The organism is Streptomyces sp. ERV7 (assembly GCF_001653515.1).
Taxonomy (GTDB): domain Bacteria; phylum Actinomycetota; class Actinomycetes; order Streptomycetales; family Streptomycetaceae; genus Streptomyces.
This window is the reverse complement of sequence record NZ_LYOY01000051.1, coordinates 729499-745042: the sequence shown is the minus strand read 5'-3', so window position 1 is coordinate 745042 and position 15544 is coordinate 729499. Positions and strand designations below refer to the sequence as shown.

The following is a 15544-nucleotide window of genomic DNA, read 5'->3' as shown; positions in this document are numbered from 1 at the left end:
CGCGTCAGGACGCGTCCGTCCTGGAGAAGACGTGCTCGTCCAGGACGATACCGATGGCGACGGCGGCCGGAATGGCGACCAGGGCGCCCACGACACCCAGCAGTGCCCCGCCGATCAGTACGCCCACGACCGTGACCAGCGGGTGGACGTCGACGGCGAACCTCATGACCCGGGGCACGATCAGATAGTCCTCGGCCAGCCGGAAACCGACGTAGAAGCCCGCGGTGGCCAGGGCGACCGGCAGCGACACCGACAGGGCCACCAGGCTGACGACGACGCCGCCGATGGTGGTGCCGACGATGGGGATCAGGTCCATCAGGGCGATGAAGACGCCCAGGGCCGCGGGGTAGGGGACGCCGGTGACCGCGCACCAGACGAAGGTGGCCGCACCGGCGATGACCGAGGTGGCCACGTTGCCGAGCATGTAGCGCCCCACCCGGTTGAGGATCTCCTCGGTGACCTCCTGGGCGTGCGGGCGTTTGCGGGACGCCACGAAGTGGAGGCAGAACCCTTTGAGCGCGGGCAGGAAAGCCATCACGTACACCGTCACCACGATGACGATGGCGGCCGAGGTGACCGCGCCGACCACGAACTTCCCCGCGCCGAGCAGCCCGCCGGCGAGCCCGGCCGCCCCACCGGAGGAGAACTGCTGCTTGGCCTTCTCCACCAGGTGGTAGCGGTCCTCGAACCGGCCCAGCGTCGAGTTGTGGTCGTGCAGGTCCCGCAGCCAGCCGGGAACGGCCTTCACCAGCGCGTTGATCTCATCGGCCGCCGGCGGTACGACCAGGGCCAGGAACCCCGCGAACAGCGCGAGCAGCAGCACCAGGACCACCGCGACGGCCCAGCCGCGCCCCATCCGGTGGCGGGTCAGCCAGACGACGACGGGTTCGAGGGCGAGCGCGAGGAACACCGCGAGCAGCAGCAGGGTGAGCAGGCTGCCGACCTCAAGCACGGTCCGCACCGTCAGCCACGCCAGCGTCGCGCCCAGGCCCAGCGAGAAGCCGACGGCGAACCAGGAGCGGCCGCCCACGCCCTTCCCGCTGACGCCCCGGGCACGGATGCCCGTCGGCCGCGGCCCCGCTTCGGCCGCCCGCTCCGGCTCGCGGCCGTCGTCGCCGTCAGGCCCGGTGGACGTCATCGCGCACCCACGGGGTCAATGCCACCTGCATGGCGTGCGCTCCCTTCCCGTCGCACCGCGTGCGGTCGCGGCCCCGGCCGCCCTCTCTGGACCGAGCATCTCCGACCGCCGGGCATCCGGCCACATGGGCCGTACGGGGCTCGGGGCGCGCTGGCGCCCGCCGGGCCCCGGGGTGTCGTGGCGCCGGGTGCCCCTCCCGGTCCTGGCGAAACAGCGGTCCCGCCGTCCGGGGATTGCCGTCGCGGCCGCCGGGTACCCGCTCGCCCGGAGGGGCCCGGGCGGCCAGGTGCGCGGTGTGCCGCGGTGGCGCCGCGCGCCGTCGTCGGCCCACGCGCCCGCAGTGCTTTCATGAGCGCACTCCATGCGACGCGGGTACGCCCCCGTTCCGGGTGCGCCCACCGGCTTCTGAGCGCTTCGAGGTGATGTACGGATGGGTCGAGCGGCGGCCGTGACCGCCGAACTCCTCGCGTGGTGGCTCGTGCTGATGGCCGCGTGGCTGGTGTTCATCAGTACGGTGGACGCCCTGGAGGGGCTCGTCGGGGCCGGGTGCGCCCTGCTGGGGGCGTTCGCCGCCTGTGCGGCCCGGCGGGCGATGAGCGAGCGGTGAACGGGTGGCTGTGGGCCGCGACCGTCCTGCTCGCGGTGGGTTTCGGGCCGGTGGTGTGGGGCGTCGCGACCGGTCCGGTGGGACGCCGGGTCGTCGCCCAGAACTTCGGCACGTCGGCGGTGTGCCTGGTCATGCTGCTGCTCGCCCAGGGCTACCAGCGCCCGTCGTACACCGATCTGTCCCTGGTGCTCGCGGTGCTGGGCCCGGTCGGCACGCTGGTGTACGCACGGCTGCTCGCCGACGACCTCTCCTCCACTGGGCCGCACACCGACGCGCTGACCGCGGCGGCCGCCCTCGCCACCACGGCCGTGGTCACGGCGGTGTGCACGGCCGCCGGACCCGGCCGGGCCATGGTGAAACTGCTGGCGACCGGGGCGCTCCTGGTCGCCGGGAACGTCATCGCGTCGCGGGCGGTGTCGGGCGGCTACCGGGGCGCGGAGGTGTCCCATGGCTGATGTGCTCACCGTCCTCGCCCTCCTGCTCGTCGCGGTGTCGGCGACGGCCGCGGTGGCGGTCCGCGACCCGGCCCGTCAGGCGCTGGTGCTCGCGGTGCTCGGGCTCGCCCTGGCGGTCCTGTTCACCGTCCTGCAGGCACCGGACGTGGCCCTGTCCCAGCTCGCGGTCGGCTCCGCGCTCACCCCGCTGCTGATCCTCCTGTCGGTACGCAAGGTCCGGCGCCGGGGCAGGGAAGGGAACGCCGGCCGAGAAGGGGACGGCGGCCGGTGAGCCGGCGGCTGCGGCTGTGGGTGCTGGCCCTGGGCGGTCTCGGCGTGGCCGCGCTGCTGGCGGCCGCGTATCTGCGGCTGCCGGGCTTCGGCGGCGACGTCCACCCGTACGGGGACCGCGCCGTCGAGGCCTCCCTCGCCCGCCACACCTCCAACACCATCGCGTCCGTCAACTTCGACCAGCGGGCCTTCGACACCCTGGGCGAGGAGACCATCCTGTTCGCCGCGGTGCTCGGGACCGTCGTCCTGCTGCGCCAGACCCGCGACGAGCGCCAGGTGCGCCCCGCGCCCGCGAGGGTCGCCACTCCCGTCCGCCGCTATGCGCTGGTCCTGCTGCCGGTCGCGCTGGTCACCGGGCTCTACCTCATCGCGCACGGACAGCTGAGCCCCGGCGGCGGCTTCCAGGGCGGCGTCGTCGTGGCGACCGCACTGCACCTGCTCTACATCGGGGCGGACTACCGCGCCCTGGAGCGGATCCGGCCGGTCGGCCGGTACGAGGTCGGGGACGCGGCGGGCGAGGCGGCGTATCTCGTCCTCGGTGTCGCGGGCCTCGTCGGCGGCTCGGCGTTCCTCGCCAACACCCTGCTGCCGTACGGCACGTTCAACACCCTGGCGTCGGGCGGCACCGTACCGCTGCTCAACGCGGCGGTCGGTATGGAGGTGGGCTGCGCGGTGGTGGTGCTGCTCGCCCGCTTCCTCGACCAGGCCGTGGAGATCGAGCGGAGTCCGGGAAGCGGGAAGGAGCGGGACGAATGAACGGGGGCGCGAGCGCGCGGTGATGTCCGTACTGCCGTACCTGGTCGCCGGCTGGATCTTCCTGGCGGGCTGCTACGGCCTCGCCACCAGCCGCCATCTGGTGCACGCGGTGGGCTGTCTGGCGGTCTGCCAGTCCTCCACCTACGTCCTGCTGCTCGCCGTGGGCTACCGGGACGGCGGCACGGCGCCGGTCCACTCCGACCTGGAACCGGGCTCGCGGCCGGTCGTCGACCCCGTGGTGCAGGCGCTGGCCCTGACCGATGTCGTGGTCGGGGCCACCGTGACCGCGCTGCTGCTCGCGCTGGTGATGCAGGTGGCCAAACGCCACGGCACGGTGGACCCCGACGAGCTCTCCGAGCTGCGCGGATGAACGAACTGCTGCCGCTGGTCGTGGCCCTGCCGCTGCTCGGCGCCGCCGCCCTGGTGGCCGCCGGGCGCCGACTGCCGCGCGTCGCCGCCGAGTCGGTCGGCGCCTGCACCGCGGCGGCGACGGCCGCACTGGCCCTCGTCCTGCTCGTCCACTCCTCGCCCGACGCCGAGGAGTGGGTCGGCGGCCGGCGCCCGAAGGACGGGGCGGGCGTCGGCATCGTCCTGACCGGGGACGGCCCCGGCACCGGGCTCGCCGCCCTGGTCTCCGTCCTCGTCGTCGCCGTACTCGTCTACTCCTGGCGCTACTTCGACGAGCCGCCGAAGCGGCACGCGGGCTCCTTCCCCGCACTCGTCCTGCTCTTCCAGGCGGGCATGTGCGGCTTCGCCCTCACCGGGGATCTCTTCAACGCCTTCGTCTTCTTCGAGCTGATGAGCGTGGTGGCGTACGCGCTGACCGGCTACCGCGTCGAGGAGGCCAAGGCCGTCCAGGGCGCGCTCACCTTCGGAGTGGTCAACTCCCTGGGCGCGTACGCCACCCTGACCGGCATCGTGCTGCTCTACGCCCGGACCGGCGAACTCGGCATGCGGCAGATCGGGGCGCGACTGGACGCGCACGGCGGCCCCGACGCACTGACCCTGGCCGCGTTCGCCCTCGTCCTGACCGGCCTCCTGGTCAAGGCGGCGGCCGTGCCGTTCCACTTCTGGCTGCCCGACGCGCACGCGGTCGCGCCGACGCCGGTGTGCATGCTGCTGTCCGGCGTCATGGTGGAGCTGGGGGTGTACGGCACCTGGCGGGTGTACACCACCGTCTTCGCGGGTCCCGGCGGGCTGCCCGCCCCGGACGCCGAGCGCGCCCTGGTGGTCCTGGGCACGCTGACCGCGCTGGTCGGCGCGGTGATGTGCTGGCAGCAGCGCCACCTCAAGCGCCTGCTCGCCTACTCGACCGTCGCGCACACCGGCCTCTTCCTCGTCGGCGTCGGTCTGCTGCGGCCAGAGGCGACCGGCGGGGTGGCGCTGTACGTCCTGGGCCACGCGGGCGCCAAGGCCGCCCTGTTCGCCTGCACCGGCATCCTGCTCGACCGCTACGGCAGCGTCGACGAGCACGAACTGCACGGCCGTGCCCACGGGTTGCCGCTCGTCGCGACCCTGTTCACGGCGGGGGCACTGGCCCTGGCGGGGCTGCCGCCCTTCGGTACGGGACTGGGCAAGTCGGTGACCGAGGAGGCGGCGGGCGGCGGCTTCACCGTGCTGTTCGTCGCCGTCTCGGCGCTCACCGCGGGCGCCGTGCTCAGGGTGGCCGCGCGGGTGTTCCTGGGGCTGGGGCGGCCGCCCCTGAGGGACCCGGCGTACGAGACGAGCGGCGAGCACGAGGAGCCGGAGACCGAGGGCCGCATCGGCCGGGTGCCCGCCACCATGCTCGGGGTGCCCGCCGCGCTGCTCGCCGGGTCACTGACGACGGGCCTGGTGCCTGCTCTGGCGGACGCGACGGGCCGGGCGTTCGGCGTGGAGGGGCACCACGCGCCGCACTGGACCCCGCCCGGGCTGCTCCTCGGGCTCGCCTCGGCGGCGCTGGCGGCGGGGCTCGCCGCGGCGGCGGTACGCGGCCCGGCGCGCCACGAACCGTACCGCTGGACCCAGCCGCTGCGGCGGCTGCACTCCGGCCACATCGGCGACTACGTCGCCTGGCTCCTGGCCGGCACCGCCCTGCTCGGCGCGCTCGCGCTGCCGGGCATCCTCACGGGCTGACCGCGGGCCGGCGCGAGGCCGAGGTGGTGTCACAGCTCGCGCAGGGCGGGCAGCAGCTTCGTCTCGGCCCAGTGGATGAAGGGGAGTTGGTGCTCGCCGCCGATCTGGACGAGGGCGACCTCCGTGAAGCCCGCCTCGACGAACGGCCGCACGGCGTCGGCGAAGGCGTCGACGCCGTCGCCGCACGGGATGGCCCCGGCCACGTCCTGCGGGGTGACGAACCGGGTGGCGCCCTCGAAGCCGGACGGGCCCGGGAGCTCCGAGTTCACCGGCCAGCCGCCGCCGAACCAGCGGAACTGGTCGTGGGCGCGGGCGATCGCCGCGTCCCGGTCGGTGTCGTAGCAGACCGGCAACTGGCCCACCCGCGGCTTTCCGCCGCCGCCGTACCGGTCGAAGGAGTCGAGCAGCTCACCCTTGGGCTCGGTGGCGATGACGAGATCGGCGGACCGGCCCGCCAGCGCGCAGGAGCGCTCGCCCGAGACGGCGATTCCGAGGGGCGGCGGCTCGTCCGGCAGATCCCACAGCCGGGCGTCGGCCACGTCGAAGTGGGTGCCCTGGTGGTTGACGTTGCCGCCTTGGAACAGGGCGCGGATGATGTCGACGGCCTCGTCCAGCATGTCCAGGCGGACCTGGGGAGAGGGCCATCCGGCGCCCACCACGTGCTCGTTGAGGTTCTCCCCGGAGCCGAGGCCGAGGCGGAACCTGCCCTGGGAGAGCAGTTGCATCGTCGCGGCCTTCTGGGCGACGACGACGGGGTGGTAGCGGACCGTCGGGCACGTCACATACGTCATCAGCGGGATCCGCTCGGTGGCCTGGACGGCCGCGCCCAGCACGCTCCAGGCGTAGGACGCGTGCCCCTGGGATTCCAGCCAGGGGAAGTAGTGGTCGGAGATGACGGAGAAGTCGAACCCGGCGCGCTCCGCGGCGACCAGGTCGGAGACGAGGGCGCGGGGGCCGGTCTGCTCGGTCATCATCGTGTAGCCGATTTGCACCATAACTGACGATTACCTGGCTCCCCGGATCGAAAACCTCCCGAGCCGTCGCGGTCGCCGTCCGCACTGCGAAGGTCGAGAAATGGCCCACTCACAGCCGTCCGAAATGGACCAGAAGGAAGGGCCACCGGAGTCATAGTGTCCTGCTCATGACGACCAGAGCGGTGTCCCCCGCGGGCCCCCGGCGCCTTCTCGCGCTGGCCCAACTGACCAACTCCGTCGGCGACGGCGCGTATCTCGTCACCTCCGCCCTGTACTTCACCCGCGTCGTCGGCCTCGCCCCGGCGCGCATCGGTCTGGGGCTGACCCTCGCCTGGGCGGTCGGCTCGGTCGCGGGCGTACCGCTCGGACGGCTCGCGGACCGGCGCGGGCCCCGGGGGACGGCGGTGCTGCTGGCGCTGGCGACCGGCGCGGCCGTGGCGTCGTTCCTGGTCGTCCGCTCCTTCGTCCCGTTCCTCGTGGCCGCCTGCCTCTACGCCACCGCCCAGTCGGGACTGGCGGCGGCCCGTCAGGGGCTGCTTGCCGGGCTGGTGCCCGAGAAGGAGCGGACGGCGACCCTGGCCCGCCTCCAGGCCACGCTCAACGCGGGCCTCGCCGTGGGTGCGGCGCTCGGCGGCGTGGCCCTGCGCTCCGGCACGAGGGGTGCCTACCTCACGGTCTTCGCCCTGGACGCGGCGAGCTTCCTGGTCTGCGCGCTGCTGCTGGCGCGGCTCCCCCGGGTCGCACCCGTGCCGCGCACCGAGGGGCGCGGCGGGCCGACGGTCCTCGGGGACCGCCCGTATGTGATCGTCGCCCTCCTCAACACCGTGCTGCTCCTGCGGATGCCGCTGCTCAGCCTGGGGATTCCGCTGTGGATCACCCAGCGCACGGCCGCGCCGGCCTGGCTGGTCTCGGCGCTGTTCGTGCTCAACACCGGCGCGGTGATGCTCTTCCAGGTCCGAACGGCCCGGGCCGTCAAGGGACTTGCGACCGCCGTGCGGGCGGTGCGCCGTTCCGGCGCGGTGATGCTGGCGGCCTGCGCGGTCTTCGCGCTCTCGGCCGCGGGCGACTCACCCTGGGTGGCCGCCGCGGCGCTCGTCGCCGGATCGGTGCTCCTGGTCGTCGCCGAGATGCTGCACTCGGCGGGCTCCTGGCAGATCGGCTTCGACCTGGCACCGGCCGACCGGATCGGCGAGTACCAGGGCCTGTTCGGCACCGGCGTGACCATCGCCCGCACCCTCGGCCCGCTCCTGCTGACCGCGCTCCTGGTGGACTGGGGCGGCCCGGGATGGCTGCTGCTCGGCGGGATGATCCTGGTGGCGTCGTACGCGATGGGGCCCGCGGCACACCGGGGCGCACGCCGAGCGGCCCCCGCCGCCCCGCCCCGCGCCCCGGTCACTTCCGGTCAGTCCGGCTGAAGCGAGCGCCAGACGCGGTCGGGCAGGATCCGGTAGGCCTGGGCGAGGTCGATGTCGTACGTACTGGACAGCCAGCGGCGTGCGGTTTCGGCCGGGGGCCCGAGGATCAGGACGTCGATCAGGGGCGACGGGAGCGGCGCGATCTCGCCGGCCTCGACGCGGGGCCCCAGCCAGGCGGCGATGGCGGCCAGCTTCTTCGCCTTGACCCTGCGGATCTCGTCGGCGTGGGCGGCGAGATAGCCGGAGTAGGCGGAGGCGTGCAGGAAGAGCGCCACGTCGGGGTGCTCCTCGGTGAAGCGCAGATAGCACTGGACCAGCGCGCGGATGCCGGTACGGGCGGTGCGGGCCCGGGTGAGCACGGCGGTCATCTCGTCGAACAGCTGCTCCATGCACCGGGTGTAGAGGGCTGCGGCGAGACCGTCGAAGCTGCCGAAGTGGTGGTAGAGGCTGCCGAGGCTGACCCCGCTGGCGCGGGTGACGGCGCTGACGGTGAATCCCTGCTGGCCCGACTCGGCGAACACCCGCAGTGCGGAGGTCAGCAGCCGGTCGACGGTGGCCTCACCGCGCTGCTGCCTAGGCGACATGGCCGAGCCCCGCTCGGTGGCTGTCGTGCCCGGCCCGTCGACCTGGGGCACCTGGCGCGCCCCAGGGGGCACCGATCGGGAAGCTGTCTGCCATGACGGCAACCCTAGCGTAGCAATCTGTAGAAAACTGTTCTAGAAATCGCCTCCCCAACAGCCGCCGCATCCACCACACTTGACCGTATGACTCGACGCCCGCCCGGCGAACGGCCGGAGACCGACACAGCCACCGAGGACGGCATCCGGGACGACTTCTGGTGGCCCATCGCCACCCTGCCGACGGCAGCCGACGGCAGAGAGCCGCAGAATCCCTCCGACTCCCTCGTGACCAGGCAATTCTGATGCGCTGAGCGATCCGGATGTCTATGGTGGCGCGGTGACTCTTTCCCATGATGTGGCCGGAAGCGGCCCGGCAGTGATCCTCCTCCACTCCACGGTCTGCGACCGGCGGATGTGGGACGCCCAAGTGCCCGCGCTCGTCGGCGCCGGCTACCAGGTGGTGCGCTGCGACTTCCGGGGCTTCGGCGCATCGCCCATGCCCGACCGGCCGTACAACAACGCTGAGGACGTTCTCGCCCTGCTCGACACGCTCGGCATCGAGCGCACGGCGCTGATCGCGTCGTCCGGTGGCGGCCGGGTCGCGCTGGAGATCGCGGCCCGCCGGCCCGAGCGCGTCACCGCCCTGGCGCTGCTGTGCACCGCGCTGGCCGGACACGAGCCCAGCGCCGACCTCATGGCCTTCGGCGACCGCGAGGACGCGCTCATCGAGGCCGGTGACATAGCCGGGGCGACCGACCTCAACGTGGACGCCTGGGTGGGCCCGGACGCCGACTCGGCGACCCGGGAGCTGGTGCGACGGATGCAGCGCAACGCCTTCGACGTCCAGCTCGCCGCCGAAGAGGAGTTCGGCCAGGTCAAGGTCGAGACCGACCCCGCCACGATCAAGGCCCCCGCCCTGCTCGTCTCCGGTGACCACGACTTCGCGGACTTCCGCGCGATCGCCGTCCACCTCACCGGTGTGCTCGCCGACGCCCGCCACCTCGAACTCCCCTGGGCGGGCCACCTTCCCAACCTGGAGCGCCCCGACGAGGTGAACGCGCTGCTCGTCGACTTCCTGAACCGGACGAGCTCCTGAACCGGACGAGCCGGACCGACGCGGCGCTCTGAGCGGCCGGGGCCCCGACGCCGTCAGACGCCCGCCGCGTAGCAGCGCAGCGTCACGGTCTGCCGGGGCTCCCACTCCTGCTCGACCTCGGCCAGCAGCTCCCAGCCCATCCGCTCGTACAGGGCGGTCGCCGCGGTGTCGGAGGCCACCACGTCGAGCACCGGGTGCAGACCGCGGGCCCGGGCCTCGTCCACCGCCCGGGCCAGCAGCAGCCGTCCGATCCCGTGGCCGCGCGCCTCGGGAGCGACGAACAGGCGGCTGACCACGGCAGTCGCCTCGGGGCCCACGCCCGCGCGGGCGCTCCACAGACCGGGCGCCACATCCCCCGTACCGCCGGGCGACAGACCGATGTGGCCGGCGACGCGGCCGTCCAGCTCGGCCACCCAGGCCGCCAGCGGCGACGGCTGCGCAAGCCAGTCGCCGGGGCGCTCGGGCCAGTTGACCGGGTAGCCGTCACGCTCGTGGACGGCGGCGAGCGCGTGGACGCACGCGTCCAGGTCGTGATCCGCCCGGGGGCGGATGTACGGGGCCGGGCGGGCGCCGGACAGTTCGGTGTTCTCGCTGTTCACCGCGTCATGGAAACACGGCGGGGCCCGGACGCCCGCTTCGGCTCCGGGCCGGACCTCGACCGCTCCTCAGCGCTGCCACGCCTGCGGCATCCGCGCCAGGTTCGCGCCGACCATACGGGCCGCACGGCGCAGCGGTTCCTCCGCTCCGGCGAGCCGACCGCGTTCGAGGACGGACACCGCGAGCGCGGCGACGACCTTTCCCGACGGAGCGCGGACGGGCGCCGCCAGACAGGCCACCAGGGTGTCGGCCTCGTAGTGGTCGACGGCCGTGCCGTGCTCGCGTGCCGCGACGATCCGTCGCCGCCAGCGCGCGGCGCCGTGGTCCTCCGGCGGCGCCAGGGCCGGTGCGGCCGCCGCCAGGACCACCTCGGCGGCGCTCCCGGGCGGCAGGACCGAGCCGACCCGCAGCGGGAAGACGTCGTCCACTTCGCCCGGCAGCATGGCCACGACCAGCGGGCTCCCCGTGCCGGCCACCGACACGCTGACGCTGGCGCGGGTGGCCGCGGCGAGATGCCGCAGCGGCCCGGCGGCGGCCGTGTGCAGCGGCCGGTCGGGGTTCCAGGCCCGCCCGAGCCGGACGATCGCCGGCCCCATGCGGTACCGGCCGAACCGGCGCTCCACCACGTCCAGCGCCACGAGCTGGTCCAGCATCCGGTGCACGGTGGTCTTGGGCAGTCCCGCACCGGCCGCCAGCTCGCTCAGTCCCCCGTCCTCCAGCCGGGCCAGGACCTCAAGCAACGAGAACGCGCCCTCCAGCACCCCGCGCCCCGCCGCGCCTCCGCCTCCGTCACCGCCTCCGCCGTGCCGAGCCGGTCTCCGTCCGTGGTACTCCACCGTCGCCCCCCGTGGTCGTCGTTCCCGTCCATGCTCGGACCACGTGGGCGGCGCTCGCCATCCCCAACGTTGGGTATGGCGCGCAATGGTGTTCAGGTGGTGGGATGGCCTACGGGCCTCGCCCGGCGTCAGACCAGGGCGTCGTGGACGAAGCACCAGCGCCAGTCCTCGCCGGGCTCGAAGGAGCGCACGATCGGGTGCTCCTCGCTCTCGGCGTGCGCGCGGGCGTGGCGCTGCGGGGAGGAGTCGCAGCAGCCGACGTGGCCGCAGACGAGGCAGAGCCGCAGATGGACCCAGGGGGAGCCCAGGCGCAGGCATTCCTCGCAGCCCTGCGGAGTCCGGGGCTCCACGTCGCGGATCATGGCCAGATGCGGGTCGGGCTCGGCGGTCATCGCGTCCTCCAGGGGGCGGCCTGCTGCCCACCCAGCGTAGGAACGCCCGGCAGCGGCCGCACGCCGTCACCGTCTCGCGGCCGGGGCGCCGCCGAGGGACCCTGGGAGTACGAAGGGCGAGCCCTGGAGGTGATCCGTCATGACCACACTCGTCGGGTGGCATGTCGAGCTGGAATTCTCCGAGGTCGGTGACCGCACCAGCGCGGTGGGCCTGCTCAGACTCGGTGACGGCACCGAGCTGAAGGGGCACGGCTACGCCATGCGCCACCCCTTGGACCCCGAGCAGCTGCGGGTCGGCGAGGAGATCGCCGGGTCCCGGGTACTGATGGACCTCGCGTCCCAGCTGTTGCAGAAGGCACACATCGAGATCGACGAGGCAGCGGGGCACCGGTCCCGGCCGCTGACCCGCTGACGGCGCTACCGGCCCCCTGTCCTCGCGCCGGGCGACGGTGACGTGCGCGCTGCTGGAGTCCGTCGCGGGGCCGCCCGCACCCACCGGGCAGGCGCGCGGGGTGGCCGTGTTCGCGCTGTCGAGAAACCCTCGCCGACCCCCTCGGCACTGCCCTCTTGATGGCCTTGGACGGGGGTCGGGACAGCGTCCGTCCCCCACCCATGGGTGGAGACCCTTTTCGCGGCCCTCCCAGGCCTTCACGCGGCCGCTCGCGAGCCTCCCGCACCCAGCCTGACCTGGTCTTTCGCGCCTGTCCTCCCTACGATCACGGGACAGGGAAAGGGAGCCCGCATGGACCGGAACATCCGCACCATCGGGGGCCATCGAGTGGGCCGAGGAGCGCGCCGGGGAGGCGGGAGCCGACATCCGGTTCCACTGCGGTGACGCGTTCACGCTCGCCGAGACGGTGCCGGCCGGTCCGTACGACCTGATCCACGACTCGGGCTGCTTCCACCATCTCCGACCTGGCGGAGGTCGAACTGCGCCGGATGCGCAACGAGCCTCCCGACTCCCCGCGCTTCGGCGAGCCGTTCCTGTGGACCGCGCTGTTCCGGCGCGAGCCCACGGCGTAACGAGCAACACCGGAACGGGCAACGCACCGCGCCCCCTTCCTCGTGGAGGGGGCGCGGTGCGTGTGCGTCGGGGCCCGCGGCTACCTCTTCGCGTAGTCCGAGAATCCCATCCAGTCGACGACGACGCACGCGTCGTCACCGAGGACCCAGGCGTCGTGGCCGGGCGCGACGTTCATGTAGTCACCGGGGCCGAAGTCCTCTTCCTGGCCGTCGTTCATGACGACCTTCATACGCCCGGCGACGACATAGCCCGCGTGGGCGGCCAGACAGCTGTCGGTCTGCGCGATCGGCTTGACGTGCTCGGACCAGCGCCAGCCCGGCTCGAACGTGGCCCGGCCGACCTGCCCCCCACCGACGTTGACCAGCTCCAGGCGCCCCTTGCCGTCCTCGAACGGACGGACCTCCTCCGGCGCTTCGAAACTCTTGCGTACGAGACCGGCCATGAGTGCTTCTCCTCGGGCGGCGGTTGGGGTGAACGATCGACGGTCCGAACGTAACCACGGCTACGGGGGGCCGCGAACGGCATGGGCCATACGGGTGACGGGTGACTGAACGCGCGGGGGCGCGGCGCCGTATCAACCGGGCAGTAGCGTGTCGCGCCCGAGGAGGAGCCCGTGCCTTTTCTCCGTCTTCGCCATCCACGCGGTCCGAGCAGGCGCCTCCGGGGGACGACGGCCATATGGTTGCTCGTCGCCGTGGTGGCCGGTGGACTCGCGTACACCGTCACCAAGAACTCCACCGGGCCGCACGGAGGTTCCGGCTCGATCGGGTCCGCCGATCCGGCCGGGTCCGCCCGCCGGGCCGCCCCGGGAAGGACACCGGGCGGGTGGCAGGACTGGAGCGTGGGGCGCTGGCTGCGGGGTGCGGCGGACTTCGTCAACCCCGTGGTGGACGGGCTGTGGGGGCCGGAGCGGATGGCCGGAGCCACCGAAGGCGAGCGGTCCTTCGACGGCAGCGAGATGCCCAGGGGAGTCTCCGACCCCGAGCCGGACGCCGTGCCCGCGCGACCCGTCGCCCGCCCGTACGGGGAGCAGGCGCCCACCGCCGGCAGGCTCTTCTTCGACACCCCCAAGGGCCCGGCCGCCTGCTCCGGCACCGTGGTGCGCGACCCCGCCCACCCCGGCCGGTCCAACCTGGTGTGGACCGCCGGCCACTGCGTTCATTCGGGCAAGGACGGCGGATGGCTGAGGAACATCGTCTTCGTCCCCGGGTTCGACAAACGGGGTTCGGGCGCGGCGAACGGGCGCAACACCGCGGCACCCCTCGGGATCTGGTGGGCCGACTGGGCGCAGACCTCCCAGCAGTGGATCGACCACGGCACCACCGGCGCCGGTACGGGCGCGGCCTTCGACTTCGCCGTACTCCACGTACGGCAGGCGGCCGGGGCCACACGGTCGCTGGAGGAGACGGCCGGGGCGGCTGCGGACGTCGGTTTCGACGCCGAACTCTCCGGCTCCCGGAGCCTGGTCGACATCGTGGGGTATCCCGCGGGTCGGCCCTTCGACGGCTCGTCCCTCTTCCACTGCGCCGACCGGCCCGGGTCGTTCTCGGTCGCGGCCGACCAGCCGGACATGTACCGGATGGGCTGCACCATGACCGAGGGCTCGTCCGGCGGTGGCTGGCTGGTGCGCCGGGGTGACGGCGGGCTGGTCCTGGTGTCCAACACCTCGCTCGGCTCCCGTCCGGCCGCCTGGCTCGCGGGGCCGCATCTGGGCGCGGACGCGCGCCGCGTACTGGCGGCGGTGAGCCGGAGGTTCGCGGGCGGGTGACGCCTCCTGCGATGTTCGCTGACCCACCATCAAAAATGTTCTTTCGCAATCACGGTGAACACCACACCCGTCACATCCGTACCTAGGACTGCACACCTTCCGCCGATCGTGATCGGCTACGGAACACAGCTCAGGAGGCGGCGAGTTGACTCACAGGCGCATACCCAAGCGGCGGGCCGTAATGGCAGGAGCGGGGGCCGCAGGCCTCATCGCGGCGGCCGTACTGCTCCCACGTGCGAACGCGTCACAGGCGCAGTCCGAACCCCCGTCGGGGGCCGCGGCCGGGAAAGTGAACGCCGCCTCGGCGGCGGCCGCGGTGCGGGGCCTGGCCCAGCAGCTCGGCGACGCGTTCGCGGGCTCGTACTACGACGCCGCCAGGCAGCAGGTCGTCGTGAACGTCGCCGGTAACGACAGCAATGCCAGTGCACGGGTGAAGAAGGCCGGGGCGGTGCCGCGCGCGGTCCGCAACAGCGCGGCCGAACTGCGCTCGGCGGCGCACACCCTCGCCCGTACGGCGACCATCCCGGGCACCGCCTGGGCCGTCGACCCCCGGACCAACCGCATCGTGGTCTCGGCGGACCGCACGGTGAAGGGGGCGCAGTGGACCAGACTGGAGAAGGCCGTGCGGTCCCTCGGCGCGGACACCGCCCGGATCCAGAAGTCCGCCGGACAGTTCAAGGCGTTCAGCGAGGGCGGTGACGCCATCTTCGGCGGCGGCGCGCGCTGCTCCCTCGGCTTCAACGTCACGACCCAGGACGGCAAGCCGGGGTTCCTCACCGCGGGCCACTGCGGTGTCGCGGCCAAGCAGTGGTCCCTGAGCGCCAACGGGGCGCCCGCCGCCACGGTCCAGAAGGCGACCTTCCCCGGCAACGGCGACTTCTCCCTGCTCACCTACGACGACGCCGCCACGCAGGCTCCCAGCGCGGTCGACACGGGGGCGGGGAAGCTGGTCGAGATCACCGGCCCGGCCGACGCCTCGGTGGGGCAGCGCGTCCTGCGCATGGGCAGCACCACCGGTCTGCACGACGGTACGGTCACCGGGCTCGACGCCACGGTGAACTACCCCGAGGGCACGGTCACCGGGCTCATCCAGACCGACGTCTGCGCCGAGCCGGGCGACAGCGGTGGTTCGTTGTTCACCGCCGACGGCAGCGCGGTCGGACTCACCTCCGGCGGCAGCGGGAACTGCAAGGCGGGCGGCGAGACCTTCTTCCAGCCCGTCACGACCGCCCTGGCGGCGACGGGCGCGACGATCGGTGCGGGGGGCCAGGGCGGCCAAGGCGACCAGGGTGGTCAAGGCGACCAGGGTGGTCAAGGACAAGGTGACCAAGGCGGCCAGGACCAAGGCGGCCAAGGCCAGGGTGGCCAGGGACAGGGCCAGGTATCCGGTGGCTCGGGCGGAGAGGACGGGGTGATCTCGATGGACCCCGCACCCGGCTACGGCCGGCAGTGAGAGAAGCCGACTGAGAGCAACCCGGTGG

At 73.3% G+C, this 15544-nt stretch carries 19 protein-coding genes and 1 pseudogene; 13 read left to right on the top strand and 7 right to left on the bottom strand.

Features of this window, described 5'->3' with window-relative positions:
• Positions 1-4: 4 nt before the first annotated feature.
• A complete protein-coding gene (locus A8W25_RS26175; protein WP_067165714.1) occupies positions 5-1138 on the bottom strand; it encodes an AI-2E family transporter in 1134 nt (377 codons plus the stop codon).
• Positions 1139-1568: 430 nt separating this feature from the next.
• On the opposite strand from A8W25_RS26175, the gene A8W25_RS34520 reads away from it, so the two are divergent.
• From A8W25_RS34520 to A8W25_RS26150, 6 genes are read left to right on the top strand one after another with little or no spacing between them, the layout of a single operon-like run.
• Positions 1569-1745 carry a hypothetical protein gene (locus A8W25_RS34520; RefSeq protein WP_199831832.1) on the top strand — a complete coding sequence of 59 codons (177 nt, stop codon included), beginning with the start codon at positions 1569-1571 and terminating at the stop codon, positions 1743-1745.
• Positions 1742-2200 carry an MrpF/PhaF family protein gene (locus tag A8W25_RS26170; RefSeq protein WP_067165711.1) on the top strand — a complete coding sequence of 153 codons (459 nt, stop codon included), beginning with the start codon at positions 1742-1744 and terminating at the stop codon, positions 2198-2200. Before A8W25_RS34520 ends, A8W25_RS26170 begins: the two co-directional genes overlap by 4 nt.
• Positions 2193-2471 carry a Na(+)/H(+) antiporter subunit B gene (locus A8W25_RS26165; RefSeq protein WP_067165708.1) on the top strand — a complete coding sequence of 93 codons (279 nt, stop codon included), beginning with the start codon at positions 2193-2195 and terminating at the stop codon, positions 2469-2471. The genes A8W25_RS26170 and A8W25_RS26165 overlap by 8 nt, the downstream gene beginning before the upstream one ends.
• Positions 2468-3226: an MnhB domain-containing protein gene (locus A8W25_RS26160; protein ID WP_067165705.1), complete on the top strand. Its 759-nt coding sequence runs from the start codon at positions 2468-2470 to the stop codon at positions 3224-3226. Before A8W25_RS26165 ends, A8W25_RS26160 begins: the two co-directional genes overlap by 4 nt.
• A gap of 22 nt (positions 3227-3248) precedes the next feature.
• Positions 3249-3596, top strand: coding sequence for a sodium:proton antiporter (locus A8W25_RS26155; protein ID WP_067165702.1), 348 nt, complete (start codon positions 3249-3251; stop codon positions 3594-3596).
• Complete coding sequence (locus tag A8W25_RS26150) at positions 3593-5341, top strand: complex I subunit 5 family protein (protein ID WP_067165699.1); 1749 nt, start codon at positions 3593-3595, stop codon at positions 5339-5341. The genes A8W25_RS26155 and A8W25_RS26150 overlap by 4 nt, the downstream gene beginning before the upstream one ends.
• 29 nt (positions 5342-5370) lie before the next feature.
• Here the strand turns inward: A8W25_RS26150 and A8W25_RS26145 are convergent, their stop codons facing one another.
• The gene (locus tag A8W25_RS26145) at positions 5371-6336 is read right to left on the bottom strand and encodes an LLM class F420-dependent oxidoreductase (protein WP_067165696.1); all 966 of its coding nucleotides are present in this window, start codon (positions 6334-6336) and stop codon (positions 5371-5373) included.
• A gap of 146 nt (positions 6337-6482) precedes the next feature.
• Here A8W25_RS26145 and A8W25_RS26140 point away from each other — a divergent pair, with 146 nt between their 5' ends.
• Positions 6483-7730, top strand: coding sequence for an MFS transporter (locus A8W25_RS26140; protein WP_067165693.1), 1248 nt, complete (start codon positions 6483-6485; stop codon positions 7728-7730).
• Here A8W25_RS26140 and A8W25_RS26135 read toward each other — a convergent pair.
• Positions 7718-8314, bottom strand: coding sequence for a TetR/AcrR family transcriptional regulator (locus A8W25_RS26135; RefSeq protein WP_067165691.1), 597 nt, complete (start codon positions 8312-8314; stop codon positions 7718-7720). The genes A8W25_RS26140 and A8W25_RS26135 overlap by 13 nt on opposite strands.
• Before the next feature lie 180 nt (positions 8315-8494).
• Here A8W25_RS26135 and A8W25_RS34150 point away from each other — a divergent pair, with 180 nt between their 5' ends.
• Both A8W25_RS34150 and A8W25_RS26130 read left to right on the top strand, forming a co-directional pair.
• On the top strand, positions 8495-8653 hold the full coding sequence (locus A8W25_RS34150; RefSeq protein ID WP_158942733.1) for a hypothetical protein: 159 nt from the start codon (positions 8495-8497) through the stop codon (positions 8651-8653).
• A 34-nt stretch (positions 8654-8687) separates the two neighbouring features.
• Positions 8688-9446, top strand: a complete 759-nt coding sequence (locus tag A8W25_RS26130) for an alpha/beta fold hydrolase (RefSeq protein WP_067165689.1) — start codon at positions 8688-8690, stop codon at positions 9444-9446.
• Positions 9447-9499: 53 nt separating this feature from the next.
• On the opposite strand, the gene A8W25_RS26125 is transcribed toward A8W25_RS26130, so the two are convergent.
• The 3 genes from A8W25_RS26125 to A8W25_RS26115 form a co-directional block, all read right to left on the bottom strand.
• Entirely contained in the window at positions 9500-10045 is a 546-nt protein-coding gene (locus A8W25_RS26125; RefSeq protein WP_067165687.1) for a GNAT family N-acetyltransferase, read from the bottom strand.
• Between the two features lie 66 nt (positions 10046-10111).
• Complete coding sequence (locus tag A8W25_RS26120; protein ID WP_067165686.1) at positions 10112-10804, bottom strand: IclR family transcriptional regulator; 693 nt, start codon at positions 10802-10804, stop codon at positions 10112-10114.
• 203 nt (positions 10805-11007) lie between these two features.
• Positions 11008-11271: a UBP-type zinc finger domain-containing protein gene (locus A8W25_RS26115; protein ID WP_067165683.1), complete on the bottom strand. Its 264-nt coding sequence runs from the start codon at positions 11269-11271 to the stop codon at positions 11008-11010.
• Positions 11272-11410: 139 nt separating this feature from the next.
• On the opposite strand from A8W25_RS26115, the gene A8W25_RS26110 reads away from it, so the two are divergent.
• On the top strand, positions 11411-11683 hold the full coding sequence (locus A8W25_RS26110; RefSeq protein ID WP_067165681.1) for a DUF1876 domain-containing protein: 273 nt from the start codon (positions 11411-11413) through the stop codon (positions 11681-11683).
• A 358-nt stretch (positions 11684-12041) separates the two neighbouring features.
• Positions 12042-12294, top strand: a pseudogene (locus tag A8W25_RS35155) (class I SAM-dependent methyltransferase); the annotation flags it as partial.
• 80 nt (positions 12295-12374) lie between these two features.
• On the opposite strand, the gene A8W25_RS26105 reads toward A8W25_RS35155, so the two are convergent.
• Entirely contained in the window at positions 12375-12737 is a 363-nt protein-coding gene (locus A8W25_RS26105; RefSeq protein WP_067165678.1) for a cupin domain-containing protein, read from the bottom strand.
• Positions 12738-12977: 240 nt separating this feature from the next.
• On the opposite strand from A8W25_RS26105, the gene A8W25_RS26100 reads away from it, so the two are divergent.
• Positions 12978-14063, top strand: a complete 1086-nt coding sequence (locus A8W25_RS26100) for a trypsin-like serine peptidase (protein ID WP_234386583.1) — start codon at positions 12978-12980, stop codon at positions 14061-14063.
• A 145-nt stretch (positions 14064-14208) separates the two neighbouring features.
• Positions 14209-15516, top strand: a complete 1308-nt coding sequence (locus A8W25_RS26095) for a S1 family peptidase (protein WP_067165675.1) — start codon at positions 14209-14211, stop codon at positions 15514-15516.
• The last annotated feature ends 28 nt before the right edge of the window (positions 15517-15544 follow it).

Bases quoted from the DNA above. Each gene is read 5' to 3' on its own strand.
- A8W25_RS26175 (WP_067165714.1), bottom strand. From the start codon at position 1,138: ATGACGTCCACCGGGCCTGACGGCGACGACGGCCGCGAGCCGGAGCGG.
- A8W25_RS34520 (WP_199831832.1), top strand. From the start codon at position 1,569: ATGGGTCGAGCGGCGGCCGTGACCGCCGAACTCCTCGCGTGGTGGCTC.
- A8W25_RS26165 (WP_067165708.1), top strand. From the start codon at position 2,193: ATGGCTGATGTGCTCACCGTCCTCGCCCTCCTGCTCGTCGCGGTGTCG.
- A8W25_RS26155 (WP_067165702.1), top strand. From the start codon at position 3,249: ATGTCCGTACTGCCGTACCTGGTCGCCGGCTGGATCTTCCTGGCGGGC.
- A8W25_RS26150 (WP_067165699.1), top strand. From the start codon at position 3,593: ATGAACGAACTGCTGCCGCTGGTCGTGGCCCTGCCGCTGCTCGGCGCC.
- A8W25_RS26145 (WP_067165696.1), bottom strand. From the start codon at position 6,336: ATGGTGCAAATCGGCTACACGATGATGACCGAGCAGACCGGCCCCCGC.
- A8W25_RS26140 (WP_067165693.1), top strand. From the start codon at position 6,483: ATGACGACCAGAGCGGTGTCCCCCGCGGGCCCCCGGCGCCTTCTCGCG.
- A8W25_RS26135 (WP_067165691.1), bottom strand. From the start codon at position 8,314: ATGTCGCCTAGGCAGCAGCGCGGTGAGGCCACCGTCGACCGGCTGCTG.
- A8W25_RS34150 (WP_158942733.1), top strand. From the start codon at position 8,495: ATGACTCGACGCCCGCCCGGCGAACGGCCGGAGACCGACACAGCCACC.
- A8W25_RS26115 (WP_067165683.1), bottom strand. From the start codon at position 11,271: ATGACCGCCGAGCCCGACCCGCATCTGGCCATGATCCGCGACGTGGAG.
- A8W25_RS26110 (WP_067165681.1), top strand. From the start codon at position 11,411: ATGACCACACTCGTCGGGTGGCATGTCGAGCTGGAATTCTCCGAGGTC.
- A8W25_RS26105 (WP_067165678.1), bottom strand. From the start codon at position 12,737: ATGGCCGGTCTCGTACGCAAGAGTTTCGAAGCGCCGGAGGAGGTCCGT.